The organism is Dietzia sp. SYD-A1, from assembly GCF_015356725.1.
GTDB lineage: Bacteria > Actinomycetota > Actinomycetes > Mycobacteriales > Mycobacteriaceae > Dietzia.
The window spans coordinates 1-1,321 of sequence record NZ_JADDKI010000603.1; the positions used below are offsets into that span (position 1 = coordinate 1).

At 69.3% G+C, this 1,321-nt stretch carries 1 protein-coding gene; it reads left to right on the top strand.

Going from position 1 to position 1,321, the window contains the following annotated elements; all coding sequences use genetic code 11:
* Nucleotides 1-276: 276 nt before the first annotated feature.
* Entirely contained in the window at nt 277-1,143 is an 867-nt protein-coding gene (locus IY392_RS17610; protein ID WP_228549590.1) for a DUF559 domain-containing protein, read from the top strand.
* The last annotated feature ends 178 nt before the right edge of the window (nt 1,144-1,321 follow it).

The window sequence follows — 1,321 nt, forward strand, 5'->3', positions numbered from 1 at the left end:
GCGCGTCCTCTCTGCACGCCCGCCCCTGGGTTAAGTGCCCCCTCTGCCCTGCGCGTCCTCTCTGCACGCCCACCCCTGGGTTACGTGCCCCCTGTGGTCCATTCGCGCAGCACACGTGGGCTCCCGCTGAACCGGCGAGTTCCCTCTGGGTCGTGATCGGCCGGCCCCCGCGGCCGAGGCTCGTGTGTCCACAAGCGGTGTCGGCTCCCCACAGACGAACGGGGATCGTCGAATCCACGACGGATCCGCTCGTTCGCGGCGTGCATGATCACCGGCATGACACGCCATCGCCCGGGACCGCAACATCCCGTCCTCTCCTCTGCCCGACTCAGCCGCGAGCTGACCGCCCTTCCCCGTCGCCGACGAGAGCGCGAGTACCTCAAGATCGCGGACGAGCTATGGCTGCCGGTAGCTCTCCCGCTCACATTCGAGACCAAGTCGGTGGCGTACTCGCGCTTGTACCCGGACGGTGTCCTCACCGGCTGGTCGGCAGCGGCACTCCACGGGATCGACGCCCCGGACGACGCGGTTCCGGAGTTGTGCGTCGGCCCCAGCGGCAGAACGCGCTCGGGTCTGCGCCTTCGTCGGTACCGGGTGCCGCCATCGGCCGTGGAGCAGAAGCGGGGCGTCGCCGTCACCAGCCGTCGGTGGACCGCCTTCGACCTGGCCCGCTTCACCGACCACCTGGCCGGGGTCCTCGCGGTGGAGCATTTCTACCGACACGGATTCTCGGACCGTGAGCTACGCGACGTTGTCGACGAACACGTCGGCACCTGGGGGGTCGCACGAGCACGACGGGTACTCGCAGATGCCGACCGTCGCAGTGAGTCACCCATGGAGACCGAGGCGAGGTTGTTCCTCAGGGACGCGGGGTTCACGAGGTTCATACCGCAGGTCGAGGTGGGGGACGACTACCGCCTCGATCTCGCTGACCCCGTTCACAAGATCGCGGTCGAGTACGACGGCTCGCACCACGAACACCCGGCGCAGCAGTCGAAGGACCGGTTCCGTCGGAACCGCCTCCTCGCGGCCGGCTGGATCGTCATCGGCGTCGACCACAGGATTCTCCGTACCCGGCGAGACGACCTGCTCCGGCAGGTTGAGGCGGCGTACGCGCAGCGTTCCTCCCGCTTCGTCGCCTGACCCCTCCGCGTCGCGCGCCCGCGCCGGGGCTTCCCTCCTCACCTGGCCCGATTCCCCGGCGGCGAGCCCAGTTGCGCGGCCTCTTTGGTCCATTTCGCCAGCGCACCCATCCCTCTCGCGGACATTCCGAGCGCGTAGGACGAAGACGGCGCACAAGTCGGCCGGGCCGGGCGGGCGC

Coding starts and splice junctions, on each gene's coding strand:
- IY392_RS17610 (WP_228549590.1), top strand. CDS start 277: ATGACACGCCATCGCCCGGGACCGCAACATCCCGTCCTCTCCTCTGCC.